General features: G+C 62.1%; 22 protein-coding genes and 3 pseudogenes. 15 read left to right on the top strand and 10 right to left on the bottom strand.

The window, feature by feature from the left end; genetic code table 11:
• The 3 genes and pseudogenes from MKK70_RS13475 to MKK70_RS13465 all read right to left on the bottom strand — a co-directional run.
• Positions 1 to 829: pseudogene (locus MKK70_RS13475) on the bottom strand (hypothetical protein); the annotation flags it as partial.
• 428 nt (positions 830 to 1257) lie between these two features.
• Positions 1258 to 1761, bottom strand: a complete 504-nt coding sequence (locus tag MKK70_RS13470; RefSeq protein WP_243948320.1) for a hypothetical protein — start codon at positions 1759 to 1761, stop codon at positions 1258 to 1260.
• 25 nt (positions 1762 to 1786) lie between these two features.
• Positions 1787 to 2299, bottom strand: coding sequence for a hypothetical protein (locus tag MKK70_RS13465; protein ID WP_243948318.1), 513 nt, complete (start codon positions 2297 to 2299; stop codon positions 1787 to 1789).
• 541 nt (positions 2300 to 2840) lie between these two features.
• Here MKK70_RS13465 and MKK70_RS13460 point away from each other — a divergent pair.
• Positions 2841 to 3260, top strand: coding sequence for a hypothetical protein (locus tag MKK70_RS13460; RefSeq protein ID WP_243948316.1), 420 nt, complete (start codon positions 2841 to 2843; stop codon positions 3258 to 3260).
• 83 nt (positions 3261 to 3343) lie between these two features.
• Here MKK70_RS13460 and MKK70_RS13455 read toward each other — a convergent pair whose 3' ends face one another.
• Positions 3344 to 3565: a hypothetical protein gene (locus MKK70_RS13455; RefSeq protein ID WP_243948314.1), complete on the bottom strand. Its 222-nt coding sequence runs from the start codon at positions 3563 to 3565 to the stop codon at positions 3344 to 3346.
• A gap of 99 nt (positions 3566 to 3664) precedes the next feature.
• On the opposite strand from MKK70_RS13455, the gene MKK70_RS13450 reads away from it, so the two are divergent.
• The 5 genes and pseudogenes from MKK70_RS13450 (at position 3665) to MKK70_RS13430 (ending at position 7177) form a co-directional block, all read left to right on the top strand.
• Positions 3665 to 3898: a hypothetical protein gene (locus tag MKK70_RS13450; protein WP_243948312.1), complete on the top strand. Its 234-nt coding sequence runs from the start codon at positions 3665 to 3667 to the stop codon at positions 3896 to 3898.
• A gap of 228 nt (positions 3899 to 4126) precedes the next feature.
• Positions 4127 to 5131: a ParA family protein gene (locus MKK70_RS13445; RefSeq protein WP_243948310.1), complete on the top strand. Its 1005-nt coding sequence runs from the start codon at positions 4127 to 4129 to the stop codon at positions 5129 to 5131.
• Positions 5128 to 6000 (top strand): SIR2 family protein, encoded by an 873-nt coding sequence (locus MKK70_RS13440; RefSeq protein WP_243948308.1) that lies wholly within the window; start codon positions 5128 to 5130, stop codon positions 5998 to 6000. Before MKK70_RS13445 ends, MKK70_RS13440 begins: the two co-directional genes overlap by 4 nt.
• A 136-nt stretch (positions 6001 to 6136) precedes the next feature.
• A pseudogene (locus tag MKK70_RS13435) lies at positions 6137 to 6729 on the top strand (recombinase family protein).
• A 4-nt stretch (positions 6730 to 6733) separates the two neighbouring features.
• Positions 6734 to 7177 carry a hypothetical protein gene (locus tag MKK70_RS13430; protein ID WP_243948306.1) on the top strand — a complete coding sequence of 148 codons (444 nt, stop codon included), beginning with the start codon at positions 6734 to 6736 and terminating at the stop codon, positions 7175 to 7177.
• Positions 7178 to 7292: 115 nt separating this feature from the next.
• Here the strand turns inward: MKK70_RS13430 and MKK70_RS13425 are convergent, their stop codons facing one another.
• From MKK70_RS13425 to MKK70_RS13415, 3 genes are all read right to left on the bottom strand, one after another.
• Positions 7293 to 8852, bottom strand: coding sequence for an ISL3 family transposase (locus MKK70_RS13425; protein ID WP_243948304.1), 1560 nt, complete (start codon positions 8850 to 8852; stop codon positions 7293 to 7295).
• Positions 8853 to 9530: 678 nt separating this feature from the next.
• Positions 9531 to 10166 (bottom strand): hypothetical protein, encoded by a 636-nt coding sequence (locus MKK70_RS13420; protein WP_243948303.1) that lies wholly within the window; start codon positions 10164 to 10166, stop codon positions 9531 to 9533.
• A 113-nt stretch (positions 10167 to 10279) separates the two neighbouring features.
• A complete protein-coding gene (locus MKK70_RS13415; RefSeq protein WP_243948301.1) occupies positions 10280 to 10612 on the bottom strand; it encodes a hypothetical protein in 333 nt (110 codons plus the stop codon).
• Between the two features lie 779 nt (positions 10613 to 11391).
• Between MKK70_RS13415 and MKK70_RS13410 the strand changes: the two genes are divergently transcribed.
• The 7 genes and pseudogenes from MKK70_RS13410 to MKK70_RS13380 all read left to right on the top strand — a co-directional run bounded on the left by MKK70_RS13410 (position 11392) and on the right by MKK70_RS13380 (position 19210).
• Positions 11392 to 12891 (top strand): hypothetical protein, encoded by a 1500-nt coding sequence (locus MKK70_RS13410; RefSeq protein WP_243948299.1) that lies wholly within the window; start codon positions 11392 to 11394, stop codon positions 12889 to 12891.
• A 99-nt stretch (positions 12892 to 12990) separates the two neighbouring features.
• Positions 12991 to 14136 (top strand): hypothetical protein, encoded by a 1146-nt coding sequence (locus MKK70_RS13405; protein WP_243933445.1) that lies wholly within the window; start codon positions 12991 to 12993, stop codon positions 14134 to 14136.
• Positions 14137 to 14138: 2 nt separating this feature from the next.
• Positions 14139 to 14663: a hypothetical protein gene (locus MKK70_RS13400; RefSeq protein ID WP_243948297.1), complete on the top strand. Its 525-nt coding sequence runs from the start codon at positions 14139 to 14141 to the stop codon at positions 14661 to 14663.
• 44 nt (positions 14664 to 14707) lie between these two features.
• A pseudogene (locus MKK70_RS31060) lies at positions 14708 to 15490 on the top strand (IS5 family transposase); the annotation flags it as partial.
• Between the two features lie 13 nt (positions 15491 to 15503).
• A complete protein-coding gene (locus MKK70_RS13390) occupies positions 15504 to 15689 on the top strand; it encodes a hypothetical protein (protein ID WP_243933447.1) in 186 nt (61 codons plus the stop codon).
• Between the two features lie 329 nt (positions 15690 to 16018).
• A complete protein-coding gene (locus tag MKK70_RS13385) occupies positions 16019 to 16951 on the top strand; it encodes an AEC family transporter (protein WP_243948293.1) in 933 nt (310 codons plus the stop codon).
• Between the two features lie 126 nt (positions 16952 to 17077).
• Positions 17078 to 19210, top strand: coding sequence for a TonB-dependent receptor (locus MKK70_RS13380; RefSeq protein ID WP_243948285.1), 2133 nt, complete (start codon positions 17078 to 17080; stop codon positions 19208 to 19210).
• A 21-nt stretch (positions 19211 to 19231) separates the two neighbouring features.
• Here MKK70_RS13380 and MKK70_RS13375 read toward each other — a convergent pair whose 3' ends face one another.
• The 3 genes from MKK70_RS13375 to MKK70_RS13365 form a co-directional block, all read right to left on the bottom strand.
• A complete protein-coding gene (locus MKK70_RS13375; RefSeq protein WP_243948283.1) occupies positions 19232 to 19405 on the bottom strand; it encodes a metallothionein in 174 nt (57 codons plus the stop codon).
• 159 nt (positions 19406 to 19564) lie between these two features.
• Positions 19565 to 19987 carry a hypothetical protein gene (locus MKK70_RS13370; protein ID WP_187275617.1) on the bottom strand — a complete coding sequence of 141 codons (423 nt, stop codon included), beginning with the start codon at positions 19985 to 19987 and terminating at the stop codon, positions 19565 to 19567.
• A 125-nt stretch (positions 19988 to 20112) separates the two neighbouring features.
• Positions 20113 to 20613 (bottom strand): peptide deformylase, encoded by a 501-nt coding sequence (locus MKK70_RS13365; RefSeq protein WP_243948281.1) that lies wholly within the window; start codon positions 20611 to 20613, stop codon positions 20113 to 20115.
• Positions 20614 to 20907: 294 nt separating this feature from the next.
• Between MKK70_RS13365 and MKK70_RS13360 the strand changes: the two genes are divergently transcribed.
• Together MKK70_RS13360 and MKK70_RS13355 are read left to right on the top strand one after the other, a co-directional pair.
• A complete protein-coding gene (locus tag MKK70_RS13360) occupies positions 20908 to 21321 on the top strand; it encodes an EF-hand domain-containing protein (RefSeq protein ID WP_147726351.1) in 414 nt (137 codons plus the stop codon).
• Positions 21322 to 21588: 267 nt separating this feature from the next.
• Positions 21589 to 21972 carry a hypothetical protein gene (locus MKK70_RS13355; RefSeq protein WP_147726352.1) on the top strand — a complete coding sequence of 128 codons (384 nt, stop codon included), beginning with the start codon at positions 21589 to 21591 and terminating at the stop codon, positions 21970 to 21972.
• Positions 21973 to 21983: the final 11 nt, after the last annotated feature.

Here is a 21983-nt window from a genome sequence, read left to right as displayed (position 1 = left end):
TGTTGGCCTGCGTCGCCGAGGCGCTGCGGCCGATCGCGATGGACCCGTCGCCGGCCGCGTTCGCCTCGGTCCCGAGGGCCGTCGCGCTCACGCCGCCCGCCGTGGCGCCGTAGCCGGCCGCGAGCGCGTCAGCGCCGCCGGGGACAGGGAGCGGGAACTGGCTGACGTTGTTGCCGCGGATCGGCAGGTTCTCGGCATTCGACAGCCGCAGCTCGATCGCCGCGATGCGGGCCGGATCGTACACGGTGCCGCCGCCGCCGCCGGTTCCGGCTCCGCCGCCCGCACAGGGATTGCAGTTGGTGCCGCCCGTCGTACCGGTTCCGGTGCCGGCGGTGGTCCCGGTTCCGCCGCCGACCGACACGCCGACGGATCCGATCGTGCCGCCGCCGATGGTCGCCCCGACATCGGCGATCGTGCCGCCCCCGACCGTAACGCCGGCTCCGGCGATCGTTCCACCCCCAACCGTGGCTCCGACGTTGGCAACGGTGCCGCTGCCGACGGTGGCGCCGACATCCGCGATCGAGCCGCCACCGACGGTCGCCCCCACCGTCGCGACCGATCCGCCGCCGACCGTCGCTCCGACGTTGGCGACGGTACCGCCCCCGACGGTGGCACCGACCGTCGCGACCGATCCGCTACCGAGGGTGGCGCCGACATTGGCGAGTGAGCCGTCGCCGAGGGTAGCGCTGACGTTGGCAAGCGATCCGGTGGTCCCGGTGAGACTGGGGACCGCCGTGGTGACGGGCGTCACCACCGTGTCGAGGGCACCGCGCAGGAACTGCGCCTGAGCGGTGCCGGCGGGGCCGAGGAATATCAGGCCGCCGAGCAACGGAAGCGCGATCGTCCCGCGCGAGGGGACGGCCTTACGGGATGTGAAGCACGGGTGTGCAGGCGCGTGGTTCTGGCGACGAGACATGGAAACACTCCGACAGGGAGCCATGCCGCGAGCCTGCATCGACCGGGAAATTTGCAACGCAGAACACTCGCGACCGGTTGCATACAACCTGGGCGGGAATGCTTAATGGAGGTTTTAAATTGCAACCGAGAGTTGATTTTGTTCGCTGGCGCGATGGGCCGCCATGCGCATCATCTCAGTAAATTGTGCCTCGCAGGTTGCAGCATCTATCATTATAGAAAATTGGTGCATTTATTGACTTTTATTTTTCATTTCCGTTCATAGCTCGAGTATCCCGGTATTATAACTTAACTAAACCCCCATTTTTTTTGGAGTATGTCGGCAATCAGCTGCTGAGAACATTATCTTCGGCGATGACCGATTCGGTTTAGACAGGGGGGGTGGAGGCTGTCGGGTAAAAGGCCCCGGGTGGCTTGTTCGATCTGTTTCAGCCAAATCTCTGCCGCCTTCGCTCGCAATTCCGCGGCTCGCGCACGTTCTTCCGCTTCGTGCACGCGTGCATCCGCCTGCGCCCGTGTTTCCTGTAATAGTGTCCTGAACGCGTGGATTTCCTGCTGAGCCAGTTGAAGGTCTGCAGTGAGTGCAGCGCGGGTTATGGACTCCTCGCGCAACTGTGCCTCTCGTTCTTGAGCCGTACCTTTGGCAGCTGAAACGGTATCTAGGACCTGGGTCCAATCTGCTACTGTACGAGTAACCCCCTCGGTCGACTCAGCCGAGCGCGTTGTCGAGGTCGTCGTGCTGGCAAGCGGAATAACCTTGAGCGTCGAAGACGATTTGGTTGTCAACCGGTCCGTCGCGATCCGGGCATCGAGCTCTGTCCAGAACGCTTCGTTCATCGCCGTCATCGCAAGCCTCCCATCCCTCTGGCTGTCACGACGCAACCCGGGTTGTGTAGGTGCGGCTGTGCTGAGGCTGCCGATCGCTGGGCGGTACCGCGAATTCGGCTTCGATCGTTTGCGAGATGCGCTGAAGCATCTGCTCAGCCGCCACAGCCCGTTCCTCGGCGGCCTGGATAAGCTTAGCGGCTCGCATCTCGACCTCGCGCGCATGCCGCTCGGCAGTCAGCGCTCGCGCTCGGGCGGAATCCATGTCGACCCGCACCTGCTCCAAAAGTTCTTGGACGCGAAATTCCTGTTCCTGTGCTCGGTCTTCGATGTCACGGATATATCTAGCTGCATCTTGGACGCGCTCTAGCAGTCTCAGCCATTTCTCGGCAGGAGAAATTACTTCGTCTTGATTGTGATTTTGATCTCGCTCCTCCGACGCTGCGGTCAATAGGACCAAGTTGCCAGCTTCGGGCTTCACTGTCGGTTCACGTACGTTGCGGGATGAGGTTCTCGTCCGTTCCATTGCCTCGGCCAGGGAATGATTCATCTGATCCATCGTTTGTCCCTACTGATGCATCCCGTTGGTCGTGAGGGACCGCGGTTCGTCATTGTGCTCAGGGACGAACCTGAAATCAGGCTGCGAATGTGGGACGAGACGGACACGACATGGTTAACGATTTCTTAATTTCTCCCTCAGAAGTTGTATTTCCAATGCAAGCTCGCATGCCCATGGCCAGCTCAAGCGCTCGTTTCCATGGCCTGGCTAAAGTCTGCCCCACCCATAAATCCCACCCTAACCGCTTCTTCGCGATGTGCCTGAGGGGGGCGGTTTTGAGATGGTTCAGATCGAAAGTCCGGGCGAGAAGCTGCCCGCAATCGTTCAAAGAAACCCGCTTCCCGAGTGCCCCTTGAACGCGTTCACCCGGTGGATGTAGTCGACCACTATGCGCGGATCGCGGTGCTCAGACTGGTCCATGATCCGGGCGAGATCGGCTCCCGCTCGGCTGCCGACGTACCCCCCATTTGAGCGGATGCAACAGGGCAGGCCCGTGGCGAGAGAGTACCAGCTGAAGCACACGGTCGAGATCCCCGAGGGCGTGACCCTCGACAAGCCCGGCATCTACGAATGGGCGATCACCTACGCGGACGGTTCGATCCGGCGCTACGTCGGGAAGTACACTCGCCAGAACCGGCCGATGCGGGAGTACCACGCTAACGTCGAACGCATCCTCGACGGACGACCTTATCGGAAGGCAGCCCCGACGGGGTTCCGCGGGGTCCACAAGGAACTTGCAGAGGCAACGAGGGAAGATCGTACGATCGTCCTCACGATCCTCGAAAACGCGGCGCCGCAGGATCTTCACCGCCGAGAGCAGGCCTTGATCCGCGAGCGAGACGCGACCTTGAACGGCGGGCTCTCTGTCCTTGTGATCCAAGAGCAACTTGCGTTTCATCCGCACGTCGACGGAACCGTAAAAGTTGGTCAATCCTGCACAGGGATCGTGCACGAAGGATGAAGCGCCATCTCGGCGGCTTGGCTTCAGTGCACAATCCCTGGATCGTGCACACCATACTGGCGCTTAAGCGAACGGCGTGAGCCTCACGGGTGCGAGGCGATGGTCCGCACCATAGACATCACCTTCGCGCGGTCCCGCGTATCCGTGATCCCTTGCCATAAACGCAGCAACTCGGTCGTCTGGCTTAGATCATCAACGGGCGCATCAAAGAAGGCCGTGGGCGCGATGTCCAAGACCTCGGCGAGACGGCGGAGAGTAGCATTCTGCTCCTCCAAGCCATCATCAATGGGGATGTCACCCAGCATGTCGCGCTCCGGCTGTTCACACCCGAATATATCGGGCGTTCGAGAGGAGATCAAACTTCTGCGCGAGTCCGGGAACTATCAGTTGCAATCCATCATTTGATGAGTTCAAACCCTGTTTTGATTGCGCACGATCTGATGAGAAATGAAGGGGGTGCCATGGAGGTATGCGAGCAGATCGAGGCCATAGCGAACGCGTGTCTTGAAGCTAATGAAGTGATCGAAAGGCACGGCACCCCTGAGATGCAGACCCTTATGCGTCTCCTGCTGTTTCAGATCGGCCAAGAAATTGCTCGGCAGCAAGTTGCCGTGCAGGAAGAACCGGACCGCGCCTGACGCGGCGTTCCCATAAATCCACTTATGCGAATTGGCCTACCATACTCGCGATGACCGCTACGGGTCAGCTGATGCGTTCGGTTGTGGGCTAGGGAGAAGCGATCTTGTAAATTGCTCAGATTATGCCTTCACTATTGACAGGGAATCATCGTATCGCTCTGGCGGAGAACAAAAGTAAATTTGTGATAGAAAATCCGATCCCTGCGTAGAAAACCAAAGATTTAATTGATGAAATCCATAGCATTTTTCAATAATAAAGGCGGCGTAGGAAAGACTACTCTCGTTGTAAATCTAGCTGCATATCTATCGCTAGAAATGGGTAAAAAGGTTTTAGTTATAGACGCTGATCCACAGTGCAATGCTACGCAAGCAATGTTTTCGGACGATTTTGTGGACCGAAGGTATGCCAATAAAAATAACTTTACAATATATAAAATTGTCCAACCTCTTGCCGCAGGCAAAGGATACAGTGCGTCTTTATTCGCCGAACGGAGTGAACGTTTCGGCGTCGATGTACTCATCGGCGATCCGCGATTGGCATTATCCGAAGATGTTCTTGCCAGAGACTGGTCTACTGCTGTTTCTGGCGATACGCGAGGGCTGAGAACGACGTTACTTTTTTGCGAGCTTCTTGGCCGGTGTCGTAGTTATGATTACGTTTTTTTCGATGTGAGCCCCAGCTTAGGAGCAATAAACCGCGCAGTGCTAGTGGCTTGTGACTTTTTTGTAAGTCCAATGTCGGTAGATATATTTAGTTTACGGGCCTTAGAAAATATATCTAAAGCTCTTGAAAGCTGGAGTAGGCAGCTAACTAGAGGAATTCAGGATAACGAAGAACCCGATGATTTGCCAATCCAGCGGTATGATTGGCGCCTACGCTTTGCAGGTTACGTGTCACAACAGTATATCGCGAAGCGCGACGCGGAAGGTCATGCTCGACCTGTGGGTGCGTACGAAAAGATTGCGAAACGAATACCGGATTTGATCGAAGAACATTTCGTTGGCGAAGGTAGTTCCCCTCTTAACAAGTCGGATTATGCTCTTGGAAGCATCCCGACGCTCCACAGCATCATACCTATGGCCCAAAATGCAAGATCACCGGTGTTCGCTATTGGAGCAAAAGACGGTGTAGTTGGATCTCACTTCTTAAAAGTAAGAGAACTGAGAGAAACATTCGACGAAATTGCAAAAAAGCTTGAATATAATATTGACATACTGACGTTATTTCAATGAAGAACTGGCCGGAAAATATAATCGAAGCTGTCGCCCGGCGGCGTGCAATCGTAATTCTTGGAGCAGGTAGCTCTTTTCACTCAACTCCGCTTGCCGGATCCAAGCATCCGCCCGATTGGCCAACATTTCTGGGACAAGCCGCCGACAGATTGATGGTTGCGCCGAAAATAGAAGCAAAGCGACTAATCAAGGCTGGAGAATACCTGTCAGCCTGCGAAATTGTCAAAAGCCATTTATTAGGCGATTGGACTTTATGCGTAGAGGCTGCCTTCGGAGATCAGCGGTTAGAACCAGGCGATCTACACACCAAAGTGTACGAATTAGATCTTCCTATCGTAATGACCACTAATTTTGATAAGGTATATCAAAGTGCGGCAGCTAAGCTGTCAGCATCTACTGTCAAAGTTAAAACATATCGTGATAGAGATCTCGCTATACTCGCAAGGGGAAGCGCAAAATCCCGTGTTTTGCTCAAGGCTCATGGTAGCATTGATGACATCGGATCGATGATTTTTACTCGCTCTGATTATATTGGCCTTAGAAACGAGTTCCCCTTATATCAGAAGGTAATAGCATCCTTAGCTGTAACTAATACCTTAATATTTATTGGATGCGGACTTCGAGATCCAGATATGATCCTTATGCTAGAGGACCTTGCATCAGTTTCTAAAGGGTTTGGCCAACATTTTTGTCTGATCGATAGCAAGCAAAGTCAAGAATTAGAGAAGGTTTACAAGGATTGCTTTGGGCTCAGTTGCATAAGATATAAGCATGATAAGTCTCATAGTGAATTGCCTATCTTGGTAGGTAGCTTGAGCGATGCTGTCAAATTGAGGAGATCAGAAATGGCATCATCGGCGTTGTGGTAAGACGTCGGAAAAACGACCGTTTTCCCGACGAGCGGCGTCAGTGGCTGGTTAGCAGACCCAAACCGCTCCGTTTCTGTCGGGAAACTATGACCGACTTTCTATTGCAGATAAAATGCTCTTAGATCACTATCCCGACATGCTCGTCGGATATGCCCGCGTCTCTACCCTCGACCAGAACCTCGACCTGCAACGTGACGCGCTGAAAGGCGCCGGCTGCGAGAAGCTGTTCGAGGAGAAGAAGTCCGGCAAGGTCGGGACCAAGCGGCCGGAGTTCGAGGCAGCACTCGCCTACCTGCGCCAACCGACGTCCTCGTCGTGTGGAAGCTCGATCGGCTTGGTCGGTCGCTGGTCGAGATGATGCGCACCATCGACAGCCTGCGCCTGAAGGAGGTCCACTTCCGCTCGCTGACCGAGCAGTTCGACAGCGATACCGCGCACGGGCGCTTTGCCCTGCAGATGCACGGCGCGATGGCGGAGTACTTCCTCGACCTCAACCGCGAGCGCACGATGGAAGGGCTCAAGGCGGCGCTGGCTCACGGACGCAAGGGTGGCCGGCCGAAGAAGCTGACTGAGGCCGACATCGAGGTCGGTCGCGCCTTGATGCAGAGCGGAACCATCTCGATCGCGGCGATCGCCAAGCGTCTTGGGGTCGGTCGGGACACGTTCTACAGCTACTTCCCGCAGGCCCGGGCACGCAGCCAAGCTGCGGCTACCGCCAAGGCAAGCTGAGCCGATGCCGATCCGTCCCGAACACCGCTTTTTCTACCCGATCGACTGGTCGCAGCTGTCGCGCGAGATCCGCTTTCGGCGTGCCGGCGGGGCTTGCGAGGTCTGCGGGCAACCGCATCGGCAGAGGATCTACCATCTCGGTGACGGGCGCTGGTGGGATCCGAGCATCGGTGCCTGGCGCGATGGCCGGGGACGAAGCTCGCGCACCCTCCCGACGATCGAAGATCTCGGCGTCATCAAGACGACCCGCGTGGTGCTGGCCGCCGCCCACCGCGATCACGACACCGCCAACCACTCCGACCGCAACCTCGCTGCCTTCTGCCAGCGCTGCCACATGAACCATGATCGCCCTGAGCATCGTCGCCGTCGATGGCGGACACTGTTCCGGCGCAAGGTGATGGGCGACCTGTTTCGCGGACCCTACCCGATCGCGAACAGGTCAAGCTGAAGAGTTGATCCTCGCATCCTTCGCCGCGTACAACCCTTTGGAAGCGGCTTGATGACTGGCAAGGCGCCGCTTCCCTTGGCGTGCAAAACGGGCTCTGACGCACTTTCGGTGATGATCAAGGCGAGAGGCCGATCAGGCGAGCTTGCAGCAGGTCGATCTTGCCGCGGCCGTACATCTGGCGCTTCACGAGCTTGAGCTTCGTGACCTGTCCTTCGGTCTGGCCGTTTGACCATGGCAGCATGATCGCGGCCTGAACTGCAGATCGATCCTGACCGATGCCGCGCGCGAAGGAGGCGACGAGACTCGCCTCGGCCCGCCTGAGCCATCCTTCGAGCCGGCCGGGCTCGTTCCCTCGCACCATCGTCCGGAAGGCGCTGACCACCTCGCGTGCCTCGACCAGCGCTGGCACCCCTTCCTCGACCGCGGCCACGGTCAGCGTCTCCGCCTTGGTCAACCGGTCGCGATCCGTCGTCAGCAGCCGCGCCAAGGTTCGCGCCGACGGCACACGCTGAAGCCGCTCGATGTTGGCCTGCTCCGCGCGCCGGCGGCGCGTCGCGCATTCCCCGACCACGCGGAGCGATCCTCGGAAGCCTTGCGCCTTCGCCATTCGCCAAAGCTCGGTGGCATTACGGCTGCCTGCGTCCCACTGGGCGTCGAGCCAGGGCAGAAAGGCGTCGAGCGAGCTTTGGCGGACCCGGAAGACGTCCGTGCGCTCGCCGCGCAGGACCGCACGCACCACCTTGCGGCTGTGGCCCAGGCGCTGGCCGATCCGGCGTATTGGAATGCCAGCTTCGGCGAGCGCGCGGATGGCCGCGTCCGCCTCTTCCCTTCGCAGGTAACCCTCGTACTGGATGTGCTCAGCCGCCGTGAGAAGCGCAGGATCGAGGGTGGCCGCTCCAACGACCTCGCGAACCTGCCGCATCGATTTGCGCACGGCGTCGAGGAAGCCGCGGCTGGCGTTCTCCATGAGGTGCCAGCGGTCGGCGACCTGGATCGCCTGCGGTAGAGCGCGGGCGATGGCTTCACCATATCCGCCGCCGCGGTCGCGGGCGACGATCTGGATCGAGGTGTTCTGCTTCAGCCAGGTCTGCGCGGTGGCCTGCTCGCGGTCCGGTAGGAGCGCCACGATGCGGCGACGTTCGAGATCGCAGACCAGGGTGCCGTAGCGGTGGTTGCGTCGCCAGGCGAAGTCGTCGATGCCGATTACGCCGAGCGGATCGGACGGTGTGGCCGCCCGACGGCGGATGACGTGCAGGAGCGTGTCGCGACTGACCGGCAGCATGAGGCGCTGGGCGAGGCCCGCACCGGGCCGACCACCGAGCGCGAGACCGAGGTGATGGACGATCTGCTCCAGCCGCGCGGTGCGTCGCGCGAAGGAGGGCAGGAACCCGTCGGGAAAGCGCTCGGCGAAGATCTTCCGCTCGCAGGTCGCCGCGTCGCACCGGAAGCGTCGTACGACGACCTGGAGCTCGACGCGCCGGCCACCGAGCGGCAGGTCGGCGGCACGACGCCGGTAGCGGCTTTGAATGCGATGCGAAGAGGTTCGGCAGTTTGGGCAGGCCGTCACCGCGGCTCCCGACCTAACGACCAGACCGATCCGGCCGATGCCGATGTCGAGATGCTCGACGATAAATCCAGCGGGTACGAGGCTCGATGACCGGAAGCGAGGGCGCATGCTGCGGCTCCATCATAGATATCCGCCACCTCAACGCCGCCGGCATCAGCGAGAGTGAGTCAGAACCCAAAACGGCCCCTACAATCCTGCAACCGTCGCCATGATGGTAGACGTAGGAACGGCACCCACCTGCCTGGAGGATTTCCTGGACGATGCACGTGTCGTCAGGCAGCTCACGAAGCTTCGCCATGAGACAGCCCAAGCTTAAGGAGGCAACGTTCAAAAACGCGAATTCGCGCTGGTAGCCCGTCCAGATCTGATGCGGGGAGCCGACGTTTGTCTGCGAGAACGGATTGTAGGCCGCAAACACCCTGCTCTCGACCAGGATGAAGGCAGCGATCGCGTCCCGATTGGCGATATGCAGCGCCGTCCGGATGGACGGGCAAGCTGGCGCTGTGGAATAGGCACCGGAACCCTCGACTTGGAAGCGCAGGATGCGCCGCAGTTCAACGGGCAAACTGCCCAGTTAGGACCTCTTCAACAACGGCAACCGGACATGAACGAAAACGCTTTAATTTGTTGTGTGGCAGTTGCATCGCAGTCTTATTCCTGAGCTATCCACTCCGCGGACAAATGCCAGATAAGCTTGAGGAAGCGCGGCTTAAATCCGCACTTCCTCGACATGCATACATCAAACAGATGCATCAAGCTACGCAGTAGATAGACTGGTTTGACCGGCTATAAGAATTTCATCGCAAGCAAGAGCAGATCGTCGGAATTCGGCTCTTCCTCGAAAAGGATGGAATGAATTTTCTCGTTTGAGTAGCACCGCAAACGACGCGGTGTCGTAAGATCATCTATAAGGTCGGTAAGATCGGTGTTCGGCGCATAGTATGGCCTGATACACCAATGACGTCGAACATCACTCACTACAATAGCATCTCCATAAAGATTAGAACTTTTGTGATCAAAGTATGTATCTTTTTCGACGCCCCCTTTCTCCAGTAGGTTTTCCGCAAAGTGGTTTCTTGGAAGTGTGGAAGCCGGATCGATCATACATGATAAGTGATGCGCATGCTTACACACCGAACTCATCGTCGCTTTTGTATCGTTATGGGTGAACTTGATACCATGAGTTCCGTGGAGAAGCTTGATACAGAGTGGGGTGAAGATAAATCCCTTGCAGTCGACCGTATCTAGTCCAATCGGACGTATGATTTCCTGCTCCGCCTCTACGATCGCGCGTATGCCGATCATTTCCGCAATGAGTACATTCTTCTTGCTAAGATTAGAAATAGCTTCTCGATTTGATTTGTTCGGCTTTGTTCTATTCGGTGACATTTTGCGGTTATTTTCTAAAATAATTGTGTTCATCTGCGTTACTAAATGTATTTTCTCAAAAGCGATTGGATCGATCTCTCTAGGAGATGGGTATAATGGTGACACCCATCTCAGCCAGGATTACGTCTCGGTGCCTGTCAAGCCAGCTATGGTGTAACAATGCATGCGTGATAGCGAAGCTTTCTGTCGGCGTCCTCACCACGAGTCCAAATCTCGTAGAGCTGCTCGTCAGTTAGGCTAGCAAGGTGGCTGTATGCATCATCGATGGATGGAAAATCATCGTTGCACAGAGACCAGATCAATGTGTCCATCAGCGTCTTGCGATAATGAGATCGAGCACCATCATGTGTCGCAAACAGAGAAATCTCGTCTATGTTTGATCCGTCAATATCGTAGGTATGACAGATATAGATTTTCTCGGCATGGGATATGGATAGATCATCAAATAAGCCGTCGGTATTGGCGTAGCTATAGTTCATAACGACTTCGTTTCTCAACAAATTGGTAGAGCTGAATTGCTCCGACCTGATGACCATGTCGCATGCAACCGACATGATCAACGAACTCCAATCGATGTTAATCTGCTAAAGGTCGGTTTTAAACGAGGGTATCTCCTCGGCGCAGATATCCATCCGCTGCATGTCTGAAAGCGCCTGCGGCGTGGAAGAAGGAGGCGGAGATGTTCGAGGCCACATCGACCATCATGATGGTGAAGTGAACCAAGGTGGCGTGGTCACGGTCGTCGGCGGAGCCGATGACCGTGAAGCGCCATGGCTTGGTCTCAAAATCTGGTCGTAGATCGAACTCGAATGGGATCGGTTCCGCTCAGCGAGTTGCCTGTCGTATTCGTAATGAACGATTGGTGACGAGGTGCGAGGTCAGGACCCGGAGCGCGGCGTAGGGGCCTGCAGCACCGAGACGGGACATCCGGGCGCAGCACCGCGATGCTGCGATCGGAGGGGCCTCTACCGATCTGGCATAACGAAATTCGTATTGCTGATGCCGTCGTCCCGACAGAGACACTCGTCATGACAGGGCAGTCCGCCGGTCCCGGCTGCGCCGATCCACAGCGGATACCACTGTGCGTCCGGCCTCTCCCGGCCCAACTCGCGTCGCTCGCTGCCCCGGACAAGCTTGACGCCGCCTCTTGGAGTAATAACGACGAGTTCATATGGCTTAGCGCTCGAATTTGTACGATTCTAATACCATCCAGCATTGCTTCTTATAGACATGCGGTGGACGGAATTTAATTTGAATCATGACCGAACATCTGCGAACGCTACGTTGCACTGTGCTGACCGGGCGAGCAGGTAGCGGTAAAACCTCATTCATGCTCGAAGAGATCATACGGCAGCCCGGCCGCTACATCCTTGCCGCTCCACGCCGCAATCTCCTGGAGGAACACGCGACCCACCTGAGGGAACTGGGCATGCAGCGATCGACGCCCCTGGTGGTCGCTACCATCCATTCGGACCAGCAAGCCCGCGAGTCCATTGGACGTCGGATCACCGATACAATCAAAGCGACCGCATTCGATGACCACGTCGTCATCGGGGTCACCCATCAAGCCTTAATCGCGCTCGATCCGGAGATCCTGTACGCTTGGCATGTTCGCATCGATGAACTGCCCGAGAGCGGGATCGTCTCTGGCAGCGTGTCGCTCGGCGCAACGTGGCCGGCTCTGGAGCGACAGTACACACTCTCTTCTTCGGATCGCCCAGGCTGGTCCGTGGCGCAGCCTCGCAAGGATTTGGCGCCCCTCCCACTCTCGACGGTTACAGCCGACGCGGCGCAGGATCTGATCGGTCTGCATCGTGCGATCGCAACTCCATCGCGTACCGTCTACGTCGATGCTACGGACTGGGCAGATGCGAGCTTGCCGCGACGTCCCCTGCGATGGTGGTCGATCTGGTCGCCAGCCGATCTCATCGGCTGCGCCAGTCTGACGATGGCCGGAGCCAGCTACACGGGCAGCCTCGTCGCGCATGCTGTTTGCCAGGCTGGAACTTTAGAAGTCGATGTACGCGAGGTCGATGCCACCAATCCTCGTATTGGAAATCCACAGGTTCGATTGCACTACTACTGCGAGCACTCAGGCTCGACAATATACTGGAAGACTGACGAAGGTCGGCGCTGCCTTGTAAAAATCTCGAAACATCTCGAAGCCATCGCATTTGATGGGTTCTGGACTTGCAACGAGAGCATCATGCCGTACTTCGTCGAAAGGTTTCCCGGCGAATGGTATCCGCCGAAGCAGGCCGGTAGCAACGCACTTCGCCACCATACTGCCTGCGCGATCATTTACTCCTCCAAGGCTCAGGCTGCCGATGAGCCATTGCTCTCAAGCTTTGGTATCGATCGCAGTGATGTGCAGGCTGCGCGGGAGGATGAGGATAACTACCAATTCATCATGCGCGGTGCTATTCGAAACGGCGACTACGATGGTCGGTACGACGTCTATATCTACGATCGCGCTCAGGCTGAGCGCTTGCAAGCTCGTCTAATCGAGCAAAGGTTCGCCGACGTCGCGCTCGTGGCGGTACAGGAAGCCGGGATCATGGACGTTGTTCGCCCTACGCAGGTCAATGGCGCGATCACTCCCAAGACCGATCCCGCTTCGATCGACGCACATCGCCAGCGAAGGCGCCTAGCCGAATGCGAGCGTGGCCGACGTCGGCGAGAAGCTGAGCGTGCCAAGCGAAGAGCTGCCGGGACCCTGCGCCCTCCAGGACGCCCAAAACGCGATCGGCAAAGCTGAGGGGAAGCGATGCACCCCCAATCAAAAATAAAATTGTCGAATTATTTGACGCTCGTGGAAATTGTGGGACATTCCAAGTCATCCTGATGGGAGATGCTCTTGGATCCTCACCTACCAAGCCAGAACAAGATTTCGCATGCTCTTCAGCCCTACTCCGGATGGGCCCTCGACACTGCCATCCAGATCGATGCTCAGGTGCCATCGTTTCTAGCGACCTCGTTCCGGTGGAGTGCACTGCGCCGGCAGGTCATGTTCCTGATCATCGATCAGATCTCCCGGACCGACACCGACTTTGATCTTGTCGAATTTGCGGGTCAATGCGGCAACGATCGGCCCGGCATTTCTACCAACCCCCTCGGACGGATCGGCGCGGCGCTCACTACCCAGCGGCCCCAGCACGTCCTGCGCGCTATCCTTGGAGCGGTGCCGAAGGGCTTGATCGGCGCTCTGCGCCGCCTTGGGCTCGAACCGGCAACACACCCGGAGTGCTACGGCACCCTGCTGCGGATCTTCGCCTCGGACGACGCCGTCGATCGCCTTAGGGTCCGTCTCATTGCCCAATCGACCGGTCCTTTGAAATTTGGGCAGATCCAGGCACTCGCCGTGCTTGACCTAGTTCTGCTGCATCCCAGCGTTTTTGCCAGGACTCGAAGCATCGCGGACGCGAAAACCCTCAACGCCGCCGTCGCGTATCTGCGTGCTCGTTGTCGGACAGCGACCGATCAAGCCTTGCGTCAGTCCCTCGATGGCATCGCGGTCAAACTCACGGTCAGCCATTGGCTCAAGCGTTGGGCAGAGCGGTTCGACCGCCTGCCGGACCGCACATCGATCTTCGAAACCGACCCGTCGTTGCATGTCCTGGACAGCGGTCCTGCCCTGATCGATGCTGGGCGGCGGTTCGGCAACTGCCTTCGAAGCAAGGTGGCCGAAGTGATGACTGGACGCTACGTCTTTGTTGAGCATCGGCCTGATCTAGATGAGCCAGGCGCGATTGCCGAGTTACGCTACACAAGCAAAGGCTACGTGCTCGACGGATTGTATCTTAAGAACAATCGCACTCTGCCTCAGGACCGTGCGATGGCTCTTCGCGCGCGCTTGGCATGCTGCGGCGTGGCAATCCGTGGACATGCGCCTGGAAACGAAGAGCAACTGACCGCCACCGCCAAGCTGTTGAGCATCTACGATTGGCGCGGGCGGGGCGGCGACATGCAGTGGGGCAACCTCGAGGACGAGCTCGGCGAGTGACGATGTTCGCGCTCAACATGCGACAAGGTGCTTGGCTGCGCCGCGCACTTGGGTTTCCTGGTCGTACCGTCGCTCTGGGATTGGCTATCGCGCTGCTGATCCACGCGCCCGCGCTGTATGCCGTCTTGACCCTCGCAATGATCGCCTGGGCACTGCCGGCCTACGTCGCCCTGCGCGAGGAGATTGAAGATCGGGAGAAGGCTCATGGCCTTGCCGAACGACAGGCGCGTGCGATCGGCGCGGAGCTGCGCACAGCCCAACTCCAGATCGGCCATCTTCAGAGCGAGCTGGCTGACGCCCGTACTATGCCACGCGCAAGCCAAGGCGAGGATCCGACCTACCGCAGGGTCGGATTGCACCCGCAATGTCCGGCGTTCGTACTCACGGCCGCGCGCCGCGCCTACCGAGTCGCACTGCATCCAGATTGCCATCCCCAGCATCGCAAAGCTCAGGCCCACGAACGCTTCGTTTCGGTCGAAGCCACGTTCGCGGAGATCGACCGCCAGCGAGGAGCGTTCCATCCTTAAAGCGGTATCAGCGTTTGTCGGAGAACGGCGATCCGTTGGTGTAGCTCGCGGCGCTGATCGACTTCGAGGCGTTCCGGCCGATGTTAGCGACCGCGCTGAAGCGGTCCGACGGATCGAAGGGTGGTCGCCCACCCTACGACCCGGTGCTGATGTTCAAGATCCTAATCCTTCAGACGCTCTACACGCTGTCGGATGACGCGACCGAGTTCCAAATCCGGGACAGGCTGTCTTTCATGCGCTTCCTCGGCCTCGGCTTCGAGAATGGCTTGCCCGACGCCAAGACGGTGGGGCTGTTCCGGAAGCACCTGACCCGGGCCGGCGCGATCGAGGAGCTGTTTGCCGCCTTCGACGCCTGGATAAAGGGCAAGGGTTATCTCGCAATGTCGGGCCAGATCATCGACGCTTCGATCATCGCGGCCCCGCGCCAACGCAACACGGATGCGGAGAAGGCGGATCTGAAGGAGAGCCGGATCCCGGAGGCATGGGCGTCCAAGCCGAAGGAGCTCTCTCGAGATGAGATCGCGACGCCCGCTGAACGCTGAAGCGGGCCAAGGCGCGCCCAGCGAAGGTGGACGGCTCGAAGGCCAGGGCAGAGATCGCCATCCCGAGGTTCGGGTACAAGACGCATGGCTCGATCGACCGGAAGCACGGGTTCGTCCGCCGCTTCACCGTCACCAGCGCGGCTGCCCACGACGGAGCGCAACTGGCCAACGTCCTCGATCCAGCCAACACGGCGCGACGTCTGGGCCGACACCGCCTATCGTTCGAAAACCAACGAAGCCCATGTGGCCAAGCAGGGCCAGCGCTCAAAGATCTACTTCCGGCGGCGGGAGGCGTCCCATGAAGGCGATCCTCACTGCGCTCGCTATCTTCCAGATTCGCTGGGCCGTCGCCGACTTCGCTCGCACCGAGAGGCTGAGCGACGAGGCGGATGCCGCGCTTGATCGGGCTGTCGCCCGACGCCGTGTCACCGAGGGCCTAGCTCGACGCGCCGACCTCGGGGCGATGCTCGACACACGCCGCTGATCTTCCCAGCCCGGCCGCTCGCGCGGTAGCCGAGCCCGGCCGGGCCTCACGAACGCCGCTCCCGCACTCTTGCACATCGATCTGACGTTCGCCTTTGTCCGCGGCCATCCGCATCACCAGCATGGGTCTAGATGTGGGTAGGGATTATGTATGTAAAGCTAAGTATACTCAGAAACTGCGAAATTTCAGGCGCTTCGGCGGACATCCGCTTCCGCCAACCGCCCTCCCCCGTATCGATCCACGCGCCCCTCCGGACGGGGCTCGCGCCTTGGTGCGGACGGCCGTCGCGGCTAGGACGCGACGGACCTGTCCCGGACGCGGTTTTCCTGATGTTCTCGACCCTGATGGTCGTGCTGCCGATCTTCGCGCTGATCTTCGCGGGGTGGCTGGTGCGGCGGCTCGACGTGCTCGGCGACGGCGCCACGGCGGAGCTCAACCGCTACGTCGTCTACCTGGCGCTGCCGGCGCTGCTCTTCGACGTGATCGCCCACACCCATGCCGCCGAGATCTGGCAGCCCGGCTTCATCGCGGTGTTCGGCCTGAGCAGCGTGATCGTCTTCGCCGCCACCGTGACGTTCCGCCTGCGCCGGCCGCTGCCGCTCGCGGACGCGGCGATCGACGGCCTCAACGCGGCCTACGCCAACACCGGGTTCATGGGCTTTCCCCTGGCGCTGGTGGCGCTCGGCCCGGCGGCGCTGGCGCCGACCACCATCGCCGCGATCATGACCGTCTGCGTGGTGTTCGCGCTCGCCATCGTCCTGATCGAGATCGGGCTTCAGGCCGAGGGGCGGCGCTCCGACCTGATCCTGAAGGTCGCCCGCTCGCTCGTGCGCAACCCGCTGCTGATCGCGCCCGCCCTCGGCGCGCTGGTCCCGCTCTCGGGCGCGGCCGTGCCGCTTCCCGCCGAGACCTTCCTGAAGCTGCTCGGCGGCTCGGCCGCCCCGTGCGCGCTCGTCGCGCTCGGCCTGTTCCTCGCCCGCCCGAGGGTGTCGGACGAACGCCCGGTCGCCGCGACCGCCCTGCTCGTCGGGCTCAAGCTCGTGGCGCATCCGCTGCTGGCCTACGGCCTCGCGCGTGCCTTCGGCCTGCCGCCGCTGCTGCTGCACACCGCCGTGCTGATGGCGGCTTTGCCGACCGGGACCGGGCCGTTCATGCTCGCCGAGTTCTACCGGCGCGAGGCCGCCGTGACCTCGAACGTCGTGCTGGTCTCGACGATCGTCTCGATCCTCACCGTCTCGGGCTACCTCGCCGCCATCCGCTGACCGGGGGATACGGCTGTGGCCGCACCGCAACGCCCGGGGCGCGAGCGGCGCCACGGTTCGTTTCTTGTCTTGTTATTGTGTTACATCCGCATATTGAAACATTATAACATAATGTGACGAGGCGTGATGCGAAGCGGGCAAGCGAGATTCCGGGCGACGCTGTTGGGACTGAGCCTGGGCCTGCTGCCGGGTGCGGCGCGGGCGCAGGACGCGGTCGCCCTGTCCGAGCTCAGCGTCACCACGGCGAGCCCGATCCAGCCCGGGCCGAAGGCGGCGCCCGAGGCGAGCCTGCCGGCGGGCATCCTGCCGGTGGCCGTCGACACCTTCTCGCCGGTGACGGTGGTGACGCGCGACCAGATCGCCCGCGAGCAGCCGCGCACGCTCGGCGACGCGCTGATGGACCGGCCCGGCATCTCGGCCTCGACCTACGCGCCGGGCGCGGCCAGCCGGCCGATCATCCGCGGCCTCGACAACAGCCGGGTGCGGATCCAGGAGAACGGCGTCGGCATCCAGGACGTCTCGGAGCTCGGCGAGGACCACGGCGTGCCGATCAACCCGCTGGTCTCCGACCGGATCGAGGTGATCCGCGGGCCCGCGACCCTGCGCTACGGCAGCCAGGCGATCGGCGGCGTGGTCTCCTCCGAGAACAACCGTGTGCCGACCTTCATCCCGCCGCGCGGCTATGCCGGCCAGGTCACCACCGGCTATTCCAGCGTCGACAACGGCCGGCTCGTGGCCGGCACCGTCGATGCGGGCTCGGAGAACGTCGCGGTCCATGCCGACGGCTTCCGGACCGGCGCCGACAGCTACGACACGCCCGCCGGCATCCAGGCCAACTCCGCCAACCGCTCGCAGGGCGGCGCGGTCGGCATGTCGGTGATCGGCGACCGCGGCTTCGTCGGGATCTCGTACAGCCACTACGACGCGCTCTACCAGATCCCCGGCGGCGAGGCGGCCGAGAGCCGCACGCGCCTGAACCCGAACCAGGACCGGGTGCTGGCGCGCGGCGAAGTTCGGCCGCTCGAGGGACCGTTCGAGGTGATCCGGTTCTGGGCCGGGGGCTCGGTCTACAAGCACCAGGAGATCGGCCTCGGCGAGGACGGCCTCGACGGGGTGCAGGCGACCTTCAAGAACCGCGAGGCCGAGGGCCGCGTCGAGCTGCAGCACGTGCCGGTCTTCACCGCCCTCGGCACGCTGACCGGGGCGCTCGGGCTCCAGGCCGGGCGGCGCGAGATCGGGACCTCGGGCGAGGCCGGCACCCTGCTGGCACCGACCGATTCCCGCTCGAACGCCGTCTACCTGTTCGAGGAGCTGAACGTCGGCCACGGCCTGCGCTTCCAGGCCGCCGGGCGGATCGAGGGCGACCGCTCCACCGGCACGGCGACGCAGTTCCCGGGGAGCTACCTGCCGGTCGAGGGCGAGGATCCGCTCGCCTTCGGGCGGCGGCGCAAGTTCGCCCCCAAGAGCCTCAGCTTCGGCGCCCTGCAGGACCTGCCCTACGGCTTCGTCGCGAGCCTGAACGGGTCCTACGTCGAGCGCGCGCCCACCGCCTTCGAGCTGTACTCGCGCGGGGCGCACGACGCGACCGCGACCTTCGAGATCGGCGATCCCGACCTCAAGAAGGAGCGGGCGCGCACCGTCGAGGCCAGCATCCGCCGGGCGGAAGGTCCGCTGCGCCTCGACGCGACGGGCTACTACACCCGCTACACCGGCTTCATCTACAAGCGCGAGACCGGCACCCGCTGCGGCGACGACTTCGCCTCCTGCGGCTCCGACGACGCGCTGCAGCAGATCGTCTACTCCCAGCGCAACGCCACCTTCTACGGTGCCGAGATCGGCGCGCAGCTCGACCTGATCCCGGTGGGCGACGGCTGGGCCGGCCTCGAGGCGCAGTACGACTTCGTCCGCGCGCAGTTCGACGACAACACCTACGTGCCGCGGATCCCGCCCCACCGGGTCGGCGGCGGCGCGTTCGTGCGGGCGGACGGCTGGTACGCCCGCGTCTTCCTGCTGCACGCCTTCGCCCACACCGAGGTCGCGCCGCTGGAGACGACGACGCCCGGCTTCGACGACCTGCGCGCCGAGGTGAGCTACACCGAGCCCCTCGACCCGGCGGTCTACGGCGCGAGCGCGGTGACGCTCGGCCTTGCCGGCCGCAACCTGCTCGACGACCGCATCCGCAACTCGGCCTCGTTCAAGAAGGACGAGATCCTGCTCGCCGGGCGCAACGTCCGGATCTTCCTGACCGCGCGGTTCTGACCGGCTCAGGAACCCGCGGCCTCAGCCGTGGCAGGCGCAGCCCGAATGGCCGCAGCCGGCATGGTCCGGGTGGCCGGCGGCGCAGTCCTCGCAGCAGAAGGTCTTGCCCGCGCGCGCGATGCCATGGCCCGGCGCGACCGCGCAGACGCAGTCGGGGCAGGCGCAGGGGACGGTCTCGGAGTCGGTCGGTGCCATCGGTCTCGCGTCCTGATCCGCGCCGCGAAATGCGGCCGGGACCGAAACGTTACAACCGGCGCGTGCATCCGGTCCAGGACGCGAGCGCAGCCGGGCCCGGTCGCGAACGCGCTCCCGGCGCCGTCCCCGGCATCGCCGCCGCGCGCGCCGGACGGTGCCTCAGCGTCGGCCCCTGTCGGCGGCCGACGGCTTCGGCTGCGACTTGGCCGGCACCGGCAGGTCGACGGTGCCGGTCGCCGTCCACTGGCAGATCGCGGTGCCCTGCAGGGCCAGGCAATCGTACTGCGCGCCGCCGAGGGCGACGTGCTCGGCGAGCGCGGCGATCCGATCCCGCGGAAACGCCGTGCAGCCGAGGTGGTCGGCCTTGGCATCGCCCAGGCGTGCGAGCGCGGCGGCCTCGTCGGGCGCTTCCCGCCGCAGGAGACGGTAGTTCGCCAGCGACGGGCACGCGATCACCGGTGCGGAGACCGGCCCCTGCACGGCCGGCGCCGGCTTGGCCGGCCTGCCCGGCGCCTGGGCTTGCACGGGCCGGGATACGGCCAGGGCGGACAGGGACGTGGCGAGCAGGATCGCGAGACGCATGCCTCCTCCTAAGCGCAGGCCGGCATCGGGCCAAGCCTCTGTCCCGGCGTCAAGCCTCCGTGATCGAGCCGGCGTGGCCGGCACGGCGCGGCCCAAGGCCGGATGGCCTCAAGACGGGATCGCGCTCACGGTTGCGCCCGCAGCTTGGCGAAGCGCTTCACCGCCCGCTCCCGGCGCAGGCGCGAGAGGCGGGCGATCCAGAAGATGCCGTCGAGCTGGTCGATCTCGTGCTGGAGGCAGGCGGCCCGAAACCCCTCGGCCGCCTCCTCCTGCTCGACGCCGTCGAGATCCTGGAACCGCACCCGGATCGTGGCCGCCCGCTCGACCGGCTCGGACACGCCCGGCATCGAGACGCTGCCCTCCCGCGCCGTGACGCGCTCGGGCGAGCGGTCGACGATCTCGGGGTTGACGTAGACCATGGCCGGCCCGCCCGGCTCCGGGCGCAGCACGACGAGGCGCCGCCGCACGCCGAGATGCGCCGCAGTCAACCCGGCGGCCGCGGCCGAATCGAGGGTCTCCGTCACGTCCCGGGCGAGGTCGCCGAGATCGGCATCGAAGGCCGTCACGGGGTCGGACGGCACGTCCAGCCGCGGGTCGGGATAGAAGATCAGCGGACGGGCTGCCATCGGATCGGGGTCTCGCGCTGGAGGGTGGGGCGGGCGGCACGCCGGCCCCCGCGTCGGCCGTTCGGGGCGCACCGTGCGTCGGGACGATAGCGATTCGGCGAGCCTTCGCAACGACGCGGACGATGGCGCGTTGGGCTCGCGCCCGCGCCCGCAGGGATGTCGCGCCGGGCTCGCCCCGCCTTCGGCGTGGGACGCGCCATGGGCAACCTCAGCAATCGATCGAGAGAAATCGCTTGTGCAGTGCAATCGTCACGCGTAGGAAGTTCGCGCAACACATTTCGGGATAATTCGGCAATGACCCTTCGTCTTTCCAGCACCTTCGCCGCTCTCGTCCTGGCCTCGGCCACCATGACCGCCCCCGTCGCCTTCGCCAAGCCGATGACCGGCGCCCAGGCGGTCAAGATGATCGACACCGACAACGACGGCACCGTCGACATGAAGGAGATCGAGGCGACCGCCTCGGCGACCTTCGATCGCCTCGAGAAGGATGCCGACGGCACCCTCGACAAGAAGGAGCTGAAGGGCCGCCTGAGCGCCGCCGGCCTGAAGAAGGCCGACCCAGACAACGACGGCACGATCGACAAGAAGGAATACCTCGCCGCCGTCGCCGACCGCTTCCAGGCCGCCGACCCGGACAACGACGGCACGCTCGACGCCAAGGAGCTGAAGTCCCCCGCCGGCAAGGCCCTGCTGATGCTGATCAAGTGACCCTCGGGCGCGACCCTGCGGGGTCGCGTCGGATGTGCCACCTGCGAGCCGCCCCGGAAACGGGCGCGGCTCGTTTTCGTTCGGACGCTTCCTGACGCACGTCCGGTTCCGCTTCCCGTCCTGCACCCGTCTCCACCGGACCCTTGCACCGGCCCCTTGGCACCGGCCCCTTGCGGCCGACCGTGCGACGTCGCGCGACATGCGAATCCTGTTGACGCATCTCAACCATAGGATGCAAGCTTGCTCCGTCGTGGGGGCAATATCAGCATGAGCATCGATCACCCGAAGGTCGCGGACCAGCCTTCCCTCGTCGCGGAGATGCGCGAGATCATCGAGGAGACCCGCAAGACGATCGAGGCGTCGCAGGGGATCCTCGACCGCTGCACGGCTCACGTCGCCGAGGCTCACAGTGCGGAGGCTCGGGCCGCCGAGGGGACGTCCGGCGATCCGTTCCGTCAACTGGCCGACGCGGCCAGCGAGACCGTCAGCCTGCTCGAAGGCATCGCCGACGGCCTGATCGTCGCCTACGAGTACGCCAAGCTCGACAACGATCCGCCGACGCTCGCCCTGATCGAGAGGGCGATGCTGCATGTCGGCCGGCGCCTCGCCCAGGCCGTCGGCCCGAAGCAGGCCGGCCTCGCCCGCCACTGAGCGCGTCGCGC

This window comes from Methylobacterium sp. E-041 (assembly GCF_022829665.1).
Classification (GTDB): Bacteria; Pseudomonadota; Alphaproteobacteria; order Rhizobiales; family Beijerinckiaceae; genus Methylobacterium.
The sequence above is the reverse complement of the archived record's forward strand: the minus strand, read 5'-3'. Positions and strand labels throughout refer to the sequence as shown.

Excerpts from the sequence above, each read along its gene's own strand:
- MKK70_RS13470 (WP_243948320.1), bottom strand. The coding sequence starts at position 1,761 with ATGACGGCGATGAACGAAGCGTTCTGGACAGAGCTCGATGCCCGGATC.
- MKK70_RS13465 (WP_243948318.1), bottom strand. The coding sequence starts at position 2,299 with ATGGATCAGATGAATCATTCCCTGGCCGAGGCAATGGAACGGACGAGA.
- MKK70_RS13455 (WP_243948314.1), bottom strand. The coding sequence starts at position 3,565 with ATGCTGGGTGACATCCCCATTGATGATGGCTTGGAGGAGCAGAATGCT.
- MKK70_RS13450 (WP_243948312.1), top strand. The coding sequence starts at position 3,665 with ATGAGTTCAAACCCTGTTTTGATTGCGCACGATCTGATGAGAAATGAA.
- MKK70_RS13445 (WP_243948310.1), top strand. The coding sequence starts at position 4,127 with ATGAAATCCATAGCATTTTTCAATAATAAAGGCGGCGTAGGAAAGACT.
- MKK70_RS13440 (WP_243948308.1), top strand. The coding sequence starts at position 5,128 with ATGAAGAACTGGCCGGAAAATATAATCGAAGCTGTCGCCCGGCGGCGT.
- MKK70_RS13430 (WP_243948306.1), top strand. The coding sequence starts at position 6,734 with ATGCCGATCCGTCCCGAACACCGCTTTTTCTACCCGATCGACTGGTCG.
- MKK70_RS13425 (WP_243948304.1), bottom strand. The coding sequence starts at position 8,852 with ATGCGCCCTCGCTTCCGGTCATCGAGCCTCGTACCCGCTGGATTTATC.
- MKK70_RS13420 (WP_243948303.1), bottom strand. The coding sequence starts at position 10,166 with ATGAACACAATTATTTTAGAAAATAACCGCAAAATGTCACCGAATAGA.
- MKK70_RS13415 (WP_243948301.1), bottom strand. The coding sequence starts at position 10,612 with ATGAACTATAGCTACGCCAATACCGACGGCTTATTTGATGATCTATCC.
- MKK70_RS13410 (WP_243948299.1), top strand. The coding sequence starts at position 11,392 with ATGACCGAACATCTGCGAACGCTACGTTGCACTGTGCTGACCGGGCGA.
- MKK70_RS13400 (WP_243948297.1), top strand. The coding sequence starts at position 14,139 with ATGTTCGCGCTCAACATGCGACAAGGTGCTTGGCTGCGCCGCGCACTT.
- MKK70_RS13390 (WP_243933447.1), top strand. The coding sequence starts at position 15,504 with ATGAAGGCGATCCTCACTGCGCTCGCTATCTTCCAGATTCGCTGGGCC.
- MKK70_RS13385 (WP_243948293.1), top strand. The coding sequence starts at position 16,019 with ATGTTCTCGACCCTGATGGTCGTGCTGCCGATCTTCGCGCTGATCTTC.
- MKK70_RS13380 (WP_243948285.1), top strand. The coding sequence starts at position 17,078 with ATGCGAAGCGGGCAAGCGAGATTCCGGGCGACGCTGTTGGGACTGAGC.
- MKK70_RS13375 (WP_243948283.1), bottom strand. The coding sequence starts at position 19,405 with ATGGCACCGACCGACTCCGAGACCGTCCCCTGCGCCTGCCCCGACTGC.
- MKK70_RS13370 (WP_187275617.1), bottom strand. The coding sequence starts at position 19,987 with ATGCGTCTCGCGATCCTGCTCGCCACGTCCCTGTCCGCCCTGGCCGTA.
- MKK70_RS13365 (WP_243948281.1), bottom strand. The coding sequence starts at position 20,613 with ATGGCAGCCCGTCCGCTGATCTTCTATCCCGACCCGCGGCTGGACGTG.
- MKK70_RS13360 (WP_147726351.1), top strand. The coding sequence starts at position 20,908 with ATGACCCTTCGTCTTTCCAGCACCTTCGCCGCTCTCGTCCTGGCCTCG.
- MKK70_RS13355 (WP_147726352.1), top strand. The coding sequence starts at position 21,589 with ATGAGCATCGATCACCCGAAGGTCGCGGACCAGCCTTCCCTCGTCGCG.